This is a genomic window from Streptomyces sp. NPDC060198, assembly GCF_042728415.1.
GTDB lineage: Bacteria > Actinomycetota > Actinomycetes > Streptomycetales > Streptomycetaceae > Streptomyces.
In genome coordinates, this window is record NZ_JBHWZJ010000289.1 from 1 (window position 1) to 8,855 (window position 8,855).

The 8,855-nt window shown below is 69.8% G+C and carries 6 protein-coding genes; 5 read left to right on the plus strand and 1 reads right to left on the minus strand.

What is annotated here, in order from left to right; genetic code table 11:
• Nucleotides 1-137: 137 nt before the first annotated feature.
• Nucleotides 138-1,583: an argininosuccinate synthase gene (argG, locus tag ACFWEP_RS26665; protein WP_387373599.1), complete on the minus strand. Its 1,446-nt coding sequence runs from the start codon at nt 1,581-1,583 to the stop codon at nt 138-140.
• Between the two features lie 265 nt (nt 1,584-1,848).
• On the opposite strand from argG, the gene ACFWEP_RS26670 reads away from it, so the two are divergent.
• From ACFWEP_RS26670 to ACFWEP_RS26690, 5 genes are all read left to right on the plus strand, one after another.
• Nucleotides 1,849-2,277: a hypothetical protein gene (locus tag ACFWEP_RS26670; protein WP_387373601.1), complete on the plus strand. Its 429-nt coding sequence runs from the start codon at nt 1,849-1,851 to the stop codon at nt 2,275-2,277.
• Nucleotides 2,278-2,511: 234 nt separating this feature from the next.
• Nucleotides 2,512-3,510, plus strand: coding sequence for a fibronectin type III domain-containing protein (locus ACFWEP_RS26675; protein ID WP_387373603.1), 999 nt, complete (start codon nt 2,512-2,514; stop codon nt 3,508-3,510).
• 169 nt (nt 3,511-3,679) lie between these two features.
• Entirely contained in the window at nt 3,680-5,038 is a 1,359-nt protein-coding gene (locus ACFWEP_RS26680) for a M20/M25/M40 family metallo-hydrolase (RefSeq protein ID WP_387373605.1), read from the plus strand.
• Nucleotides 5,035-6,567 carry a YfcC family protein gene (locus ACFWEP_RS26685; RefSeq protein WP_387373607.1) on the plus strand — a complete coding sequence of 511 codons (1,533 nt, stop codon included), beginning with the start codon at nt 5,035-5,037 and terminating at the stop codon, nt 6,565-6,567. Before ACFWEP_RS26680 ends, ACFWEP_RS26685 begins: the two co-directional genes overlap by 4 nt.
• A 477-nt stretch (nt 6,568-7,044) precedes the next feature.
• Nucleotides 7,045-8,790: an FG-GAP repeat domain-containing protein gene (locus ACFWEP_RS26690; protein ID WP_387373609.1), complete on the plus strand. Its 1,746-nt coding sequence runs from the start codon at nt 7,045-7,047 to the stop codon at nt 8,788-8,790.
• Nucleotides 8,791-8,855: the final 65 nt, after the last annotated feature.

An 8,855-nucleotide genomic window follows, 5' to 3' on the forward strand; every position in this document is an offset into this window, starting at 1 on the left:
CGCCGTGTTGTCGGGATCGCCCCGATACATCCAGTATCGGGGCGACCCTCCGCCGTGCGATCGCACGCACCGGACGCCGCCGGACCCGCCCTCCGGACCCGCCCCACGGGCGGACGGCGCCACTTCCGCAGCACGCTTCAGTCGGCGCCGAACTCCATGGCGGCGCTGTCGAGCAGCTTGTCGCCGCCGGGGGCCTCGCCGCGCGAGGCGATCTCCTGGGCGTTGCCCTCGGGCATCGCACCGATCAGCGGAGTGGAAGCGGCCTGCGCACCGATCAGCGCCTGGTGGGAGGTGCCGACCATGCCGATGGCGGCGTACTGCTCCAGCTTGGCGCGGGAGTCGGCGATGTCGAGGTTGCGCATGGTCAGCTGACCGATCCGGTCCACCGGCCCGAAGGCGGAGTCCTCGGTGCGCTCCATGGACAGCTTGTCCGGGTGGTAGCTGAAGGCCGGTCCCGAGGTGTCCAGGACCGAGTAGTCCTCGCCGCGCCGCAGCCGCAGGGTCACCTCGCCGGTGACGGCCATGCCGACCCACCGCTGGAGCGACTCGCGGATCATCAGCGCCTGCGGGTCCAGCCAGCGGCCCTCGTACATCAGGCGGCCGAGGCGACGGCCCTCGTTGTGGTAGGTGGCGAGGGTGTCCTCGTTGTGGATCGCGTTGACGAGGCGCTCGTAGCACGCGTGGAGCAGGGCCATGCCCGGCGCCTCGTAGATGCCGCGGCTCTTGGCTTCGATGATCCGGTTCTCGATCTGGTCGGACATGCCCAGGCCGTGCCGGCCGCCGATGGCGTTGGCCTCCAGCACCAGGTCGACGGCGGAGGCGAACTCCTTGCCGTTGATGGTCACCGGGCGGCCCTGCTCGAAGCCGACGGTGACGTCCTCGGTCTCGATCTCGACGGACGGGTCCCAGAACCGCACGCCCATGATCGGGTCGACGCTCTCCAGGCCGGTGTCGAGGTGTTCGAGGGTCTTGGCCTCGTGCGTCGCGCCCCAGATGTTGGCGTCGGTGGAGTACGCCTTCTCCGTGCTGTCCCGGTAGGGCAGCCCGTGGGCGAGCAGCCACTCGGACATCTCCTTGCGACCACCGAGCTCGGTGACGAAGTCGGCGTCCAGCCAGGGCTTGTAGATGCGCAGCGACGGGTTGGCCAGCAGGCCGTAGCGGTAGAACCGCTCGATGTCGTTGCCCTTGAACGTGGAGCCGTCGCCCCAGATCTGGACGCCGTCCTCCAGCATGGCGCGCACGAGCATGGTGCCCGTGACCGCCCGGCCGAGCGGGGTGGTGTTGAAGTACGCGCGCCCGCCGGAACGGATGTGGAAGGCCCCGCAGGTCAGCGCGGCGAGCCCTTCCTCGACGAGGGCGGCCCGGCAGTCGACCAGCCGGGCGATCTCCGCCCCGTAGGCGTGGGCGCGTCCGGGCACGGAGGCGATGTCGGGTTCGTCGTACTGGCCGATGTCGGCGGTGTACGTGCACGGCGCCGCGCCCTTGTCGCGCATCCACGCGACCGCGACGGAGGTGTCGAGACCGCCGGAGAAGGCGATGCCGACGCGTTCCCCGACGGGCAGAGAGGTCATTACCTTAGACATAGGAAAAGTATGCACTTCGATGCATGTTCATGCAACCCGGTCGGCTGAGTCGTCGCTCACTCGATGGGGGGATGGTGGCCGAGGTGCCGACGGTGACTCCTTAGGGTGACGGTATGGGCGCCTGAGGTTACCGAACGTGACTGGGGGTAGGTCTCGCGTCGCCCCCGGCTGCCTCCTCGGTTCGTGCCGGCGAGGGGTCGGGGGGCGGAAGTGGAAGACACCTCGTACCCGCCTCTTCGGGGTGGGAGATCCAGGGAGACCGCTCATGGCAGTACGGAAGACCGCCGCGATCCTGTCGGCCGCGGCGGCGCTCGTCGCCGGCTCGCTCTTCGGGCTGATGGGGCCGGCGGCGGCCTCCGCCCGGCCCGACGCCGCCCTCGCGGCCGAGGCGCTGGCGGGCGCCCGCCAGCACGCGGTGGAGTCGCCCACCGTGGCGAAGGCCGCCGCCGCGCTGTCCTGTTCCTACACGTACGTGTGCGGGCAGGGCTCCAACGGCAACAGCTTCGCCTACACCAAGTGCAACACCCTCTACCAGCTCCCCAACCTGACCGGCAGTGGCCCCCTCGTCAACAACCAGACCCCCGGCACCGTGGCGTACTTCTACGACAAGAACCAGAACTTCCTCTTCTCCTCCACCGCCTATCAGTCGACGACGGTCAACTGGACCCCGGTCTGGTACGCCATCGCCTGCTGACGGGCCATCGGTGAGCGCGGCGGGGCGCCCGTGTCATTCCCGGGGCCGGTGGCCCGGGTGCCCCGCCCGTTCGCCCGAGGTCCCGTCAGGCGGAATCAGGGACTCCATAACCACATCCGGGTGCCCCGGCGCAAGCAGGACGGGTCGTACATCGGCACATTGCGGAACGTTCCGCGCACCCCTCTTGTGACCCGCCCGCGCGCCGTGCCATACAGGTCTGGACCAACGCCCCGGATGAAAGGCGGCAGCGCCGTGCAACGTCCCCCCACGCGTGTCGTGTCGACCTGTTCCGCAGCCCTTCTCCTCGCCCTGCTCACCGGCTGCGGCGGCTCGGCGGAGGCGTCCGACACCGACGCGCCCACCACCCCCCAGGACGTGACCGCCCAGGCGAGCAGCGCCACCTCCGTGCACGTCATGTGGGAGCCGTCCACCGACGACAAGGCGGTCACCGGATACGAGATCTACGACGGCGCCACCCGCGTGAAGACGGTCCCCGCCGCCAAGCACATGATCGACGTCGACGGGCTCACCGCGTCCACCGGATACACCTTCACCGTCCGGGCCCGGGACGCGGCCGGCAACCTCTCGAAGCCCGGCCCCGGAGTGTCCGTCACCACCCGGGCCACCCCGCCCGACGACCGGAAGGCGCCGTCCGTCCCGGCGGCACTGCGCGCCACCGCGGTCGGTACCGACAGCCTGACCTTGTCGTGGAAAGCCGCGTCGGACGACGTCGGCGTCTCCTCGTACGACGTCTACCAGGAGGACTCCCGCATCCACAGCGCCTCCGGCACCGTGACGAGCGCCCGGCTCACCGGCCTGCGGCCCGGAACCGTCTACACCTTCACGGTCCGCGCCCGTGACGCCTCGGACAAGTCCTCGGACGACAGCCGGTCCGTCGACGTCACCACCCGGTCCGCCCCCGGTGCCCCCGTGAGCACCGCCCCCACCGGTCTGCGCGCGGAAACCGGGGACGAGTCCGGCAGCTACGTCGTGAGACTCTCCTGGGACCAGCCCGAGGTGGGCGGAGTGATCCCCGGGTACGAGCTGTACCTCGACGGGAAGGCCACCACGACCATCGTCTGGGGCGGAACGCCCCCGAAGGGCCGCGCCACCTACGAGCTGACGCTCACCGAGCCGAAGGGCACCCGGCACTCCGTCAAGCTCCGGGCCAAGCTCCCCGACGGCAAGTGGGGCGACTTCTCCGCGCAGCGCACTCTCGTACTCGGCGGCTGACGGGCCGGCCGGCCGGTGCGGCGCCCGGCTTCGCGGACGCGCGGGAGGGCCCGCCCTGTGGTCCATTGATCCCTGAGGGTTGTCCGCGAAGCCCCGTGCCCGGCGAGGACCGTCACGGACACGCCCCAGAACCCCGGACGCGAGTACACGAGGAACAGGGGTGTGCACCATGGACCTGAGCACCCGGGTCGACGCGCTGATGGACGGTCTGACCGCCGACCTGGAACGGCTGACGGCCATTCCCTCCGTCGCCTTCCCCGGCTTCCCGCCCGAGCCGGTCCTGGAGGCCCACGATCTCGTGGTGGACCTGCTGCGCGGGGCGGGCGTCACACGGATCGACCGGCTGGACCTCCCCGACACCGCGCCGGTCATCGTGGCCGAGGTGCCGCCGCCCACCCCCGGCGCGCCCACCGTCCTCCTCTACGGGCACTACGACGTCCAGCCCCCGGGCGACGAGAGCCTCTGGCGGTCACCGCCCTTCGAGCCCACCCTCCTCGACGGCGGAGGCGGCCTCAGGGCCCGGGGCGTCGCCGACGACAAGGCGAACGTCATCGTGCACCTCGGCGTGCTGAGGGCTTTCGGCGGTGTGCCACCGGTCGGGCTGAAGATCGTCCTGGAAGGCCAGGAGGAATACGGCAGCGTCTTCGACGAGTACCCGCCCACCGACCCGGACCGCTTCGCCTGCGACGCCATGGTCATCGCGGACCTCGGTAACATCCGCCCCGGCAGCCCCACCCTCACCACGGGGCTGCGCGGTGCCGCGGAGGTCGTCGTCGAAGTCCGTACCCTCGCCGAGCCCCGGCACAGCGGCGAGTTCGGCGGCGCTGCCCCCGACGCCCTGCTGGCGCTGCTCACCGCGCTCTCCACCCTGCACGACGTGCACGGCGACGTGGCCGTCGAGGGACTGCGACGCGAGGAGTGGACCGGCACCACCTTCACCGAGGAGGAGTTCCGCTCCCTCGCCGGGGTGCTCGACGGGGTGCCCCTGACCGGATCGGGCAGCCTCGGCGAACGGCTCTGGAGCGGACCGGCGGTCACCGTCGTCGGCATCGACGCCCCGAGCGTCGACCACGCGGCCTCCGCCGTCGTGCCGTACGCCCGCGCCAAGCTGAACCTGCGCTTCCACCCGCTGCAGGACCCGCGGGAAGCGCGGGGACTCCTCGTCACCCACCTGGAGGCACTCCGCCCCTTCGGAATTCCGCTCACCGTCACCGCCGGGGACACCGGCCCCGGATTCGAGGCCCGGACCGACGGCCCGGCCTACCGGGCGGCCTTCGTCGCGCTGAGGGAGGGCTGGGGCGAGGAACCCGAGTACATCGCCGGCGGCGGATCGATTCCACTGGTGAACGGGCTGGCCAGGGCGGTGCCCAAAGCGGAGGTGCTGCTGTTCGGGGCCCAGGACAACATGTGCAACCTGCACGCCCCGAACGAACGGGTGCTCTTCTCCGAACTCCGGTCGGCGGTGATCGCCGAAGCCGCCTTCCTGCGGGAGTTCGCGGCCGGACACCGAGCCGGAGGCGCGGCATGAGCACACAGGTGACGGGCGGCGCCGACGCCGACGAGAGACCCCCGCCCAAGCGGAAGTTCACGTTCCCCAGTGCGCTGACGATCCTCGCCCTGGTGACCCTCGCCGTCTGGGCGCTCGCCTTTCTCATCCCCTCGGGAGCCTACGACCGCGACGCCGAAGGAGCCCCGGTCCAAGGCACCTACCACCGGGTCCCCGCCGGCCAGAGCCTCGTGGACCGGCTCAACGACCTCTTCCTCTCACCCGTCAACGGTCTGTACGGAATCCAGGATGCCAAGACCGGCCAGGTGGGACCCGATCTGGCCGGTGAACTGTACGGCAGCGCGGGCGTGTTCCTCTTCGTCATCGCGATCGGCGCGTTCATCACCGTCGTCTTCGCCACCGGAGCCCTCGACCGGGGCATCGGCCGCCTCGCCCACCGGCTGCGCGAGCGCGGCGCCCTGCTCATCGCCGGTGTCATGGTCGTCTTCTCACTGCTCGGCACCGTGGAAGGCTTTGCCGAGGAGACCCTCGGCTTCTACGGACTGATCGTGCCGCTGATGCTCGCCCTCGGCTACGACCGCATGGTCGCGACCGGCACCATCATCCTGGGCGCCGGTATCGGGGTGCTCTGCTCGACCGTCAATCCGTTCGCCACCGGCGTCGCCTCCTCCGCCGCCGACATCTCCCTCGGCGACGGCATTGTGCTGCGCGGGCTCATGTGGATCGTCCTGACGGCGGTCACCATCGCCTACGTCGTCCGGTACGCCTCCCGGGTCCGCAGGGATCCCGCACGCTCCCTCTCCGGCTTCCTGCCCGGCGACCGCGAGCAGTCGGCGGTGAAGGCGGAGGAACCGCCTCCGCTGACCCGGCTGCACCAGATCATCCTGGTCCTGGTCGGACTGACCTTCGCCTTCATGATCTTCTCCGTGGTCCCGTGGTCCAGTGCCATTTCCGGAGACGCCGAGGCCACTCCGTACGGCTTCGAACTCGGCTGGTCGTTCCCGCAACTGGCCGCGCTCTTCATCGTCGCGGCGGTGGTCGTCGGCGTGGTGGCCCGGTTCGGCGAACAGAAGCTGAGCGCGACGATCGTGCAGGGCGCGGCGGACTTCATCTCGCCCGCGCTCGTCATCGTGCTGGCCCGTGGCGTCACCGTCATCATGAACAACTCGCAGATCACCGACACGGTCCTGCACTCCATCGAGGGGGCGGTGTCCGGGGTCTCGTCCGGGCTTTTCGCGGTCGTCGTTTTCGTCGTCAACCTGCCCCTGGCGTTCCTGATCCCCTCCACCTCCGGGCACGCCACCCTCGCGATGCCGATCCTCGCACCCCTCGCCGACTTCGCGGGCGTCTCACGTGCCGTGGTGGTGACGGCCTGGCAGGCGGCGAGCGGCTGGATGAACCTCTGGGTGCCGACGACGGCCGTCACCATCGGCGGCATCGCGCTGGCGAAGATCGGCTACGACACGTACCTGCGCTTCGTCTGGCCGCTGCTGGCGATCCTGTTCGTCCTCATCTGCGGATTCGTCGCGCTCGGCGCGGTTTGGACCTGATCACGTCGGTTGATCCGGCATTCGGAGCGTTCCGCGCGTGAGGACGCCGATTCGTCGGGTGCCCATGTCCACTCGTCTCCGTCCACATTTTTTTGCTCGCCGGTCGGTCATTTCCCCGTCGTTTACGTGCGACCTGCCCATGTCCCTCCCGAATTTCACCCGGGGAGGGGCAATCAGGATTGCGCAAGGAATCCGGTCCGATCGGACAATGGACTTGCCCGGGGTGCCCTTCTGGGGATAGATCTATTTCACGACCCTGGGGAGGGGCGCCACCGCTGGTGGGGGGTTTTCCGTTTCCGTCATGCCGTGCGCCGGTGTCACGACCGACACCGTAGGCACGTCGACGGCGCCATACATCCGACACCGCATGACGCGTGAGTCGGCTCCGGCACGCGCGCCACTCTCCGTGGAGTCGTCATTTCCACAGGAGGCAGAATGCCCAACCCCGCAGTACCCGGGACCCGACGGTCCCGGAAGATGGCCACTTCGGCAGCGATAGTCTGCGCCGGTCTCCTGGTCAGCGGTTCGATGACGATCACCGCACACGCGGCCGGGAACGACGCGGCGACCCCCGGTACGGTCACCGTGCCGCAGCACTCCACCCCCGCGCACTCCACCTTCACCGCACCGGACCGCCAGGACGCCGTGGCGCCCAAGCCGTCCAACCCGATGGCCCGTTCCGCCGCCGCCCCCGTCACGGCCGCCCAGCGCGCCGACTTCGACGGCGACGGCACCGGTGACATCGCTTACCGCGAGAGCTGGGGTGACGTCTACACCGACTGGGGTTACAGCTGGGCCGACGTCATCTCCGGCGAGACCGGCGAGGTCAAGGACCTGCTGCTGCCCGGCGACATGACCGGCGACGGCAAGGCCGACCTGCTGACGGTGACTCCCACCGGATCGCTCCGGCTGTACAACGGTGTCAACGCGACCATCGACGGTGGCCTCAGCTCGTACACCACGCTCAGCAGCGGCTGGCAGGCGTACAACAAGCTCGTCGTCCCCGGTGACCTGAACGGTGACGGCGCTCCGGACCTGCTGGCCCGCAGCACCGCCGGTCTGTTCCTCTTCCCGGGTACGGGAACGAACTTCGGCAAGGGCATCCAGGTCGGTGGCGCCGGCTGGTCCCAGTTCGACCAGCTGGTCGGCGCGGACGACCTCAACGGTGACGGCATCGCCGACCTGGTGGTCCGCAACGCCAGCGGTCTCTACCTGTACCCCGGCAACGGCAAGGCCAACGCCTACCCGTTCGCGACCCAGATCAAGATCGGAGGCACCGGCTGGGCGCAGTACAACCAGATCACCGGCGGCACCGACTACAACGGCAACGGAACCGCGGACCTCACGGTCCGTGGCTACGACGGCAAGTTGTACTTCTACGACGGCAAGGGCAACGGCTTCTTCCAGGACCGAATCGCGCAGGCGACCACGGGCTGGAACACGGTCACGCAGCTGGCCGGGGCAGGCAACAACCCGGCCTTCGGCAAGTCCGGAGTCTTCGCCCGCACCAGCGGCGGCACCCTGTACTACTACGAGGGCACCGGACTCGGGAAGCTCTCGGCGAAGTACCTCATCGGCTCGGGCTGGGACCGCTCCTACAGCAGCCTCACCCACAGCGTCTCGCTCACCTCCAACGGGGTGTCGGACCTGATCGAGCACAGCAAGTACGACGGCCACCTGTACAACACGGCCAGCTACGCGCAGGGCGACCCCGAGGTCGCCGCCGGTTCGAAGTCGTACAACCTGGTCGTCGGCCCCGGCGACCTCAACGGTGACGGCAAGAGCGACCTGATCGCCCGCAGCTCCACCGCGCTGTACTTCTACGCGGGCAACGGCAACGGCCTCTCCTTCAAGGCCCGGGTCCAGGTCGGCGGCAGCGGCTGGAGCCAGTACAACAAGCTGGTCGGCGCCGGTGACTTCAACCGTGACGGTCACGCGGACCTCCTGGCCCGCAGCTCTGCCGGGCTGTTCCTCTACCCCGGCACCGGCAAGGCGGCCACCCCGTTCGGGGCCCGCGTCCAGGTCGGCGGCAGCGGCTGGAGCCAGTACTCCAACCTCACGGCTCCGGGCGACATCAACGGGGACGGCATCGCCGACCTCCTGACGTCCAACTCCAAGGGCCAGCTGTTCTTCTACGCGGGCACCGGCGTCACCAAGACGCCGTTCAAGGCTCGCGTCCAGATCGGCTCCGGGGGCTGGAACCAGTACCCCGACCTGGTCTGATCGCTGAACCCGGCGATGCGCGCTGAGCGCATCGGCGAACACCGGCCGCCCCGCCCCCGCACACC

Coding starts and splice junctions, on each gene's coding strand:
- argG (WP_387373599.1), bottom strand. CDS start 1,583: ATGTCTAAGGTAATGACCTCTCTGCCCGTCGGGGAACGCGTCGGCATC.
- ACFWEP_RS26670 (WP_387373601.1), top strand. CDS start 1,849: ATGGCAGTACGGAAGACCGCCGCGATCCTGTCGGCCGCGGCGGCGCTC.
- ACFWEP_RS26675 (WP_387373603.1), top strand. CDS start 2,512: ATGAAAGGCGGCAGCGCCGTGCAACGTCCCCCCACGCGTGTCGTGTCG.
- ACFWEP_RS26680 (WP_387373605.1), top strand. CDS start 3,680: ATGGACCTGAGCACCCGGGTCGACGCGCTGATGGACGGTCTGACCGCC.
- ACFWEP_RS26685 (WP_387373607.1), top strand. CDS start 5,035: ATGAGCACACAGGTGACGGGCGGCGCCGACGCCGACGAGAGACCCCCG.
- ACFWEP_RS26690 (WP_387373609.1), top strand. CDS start 7,045: ATGGCCACTTCGGCAGCGATAGTCTGCGCCGGTCTCCTGGTCAGCGGT.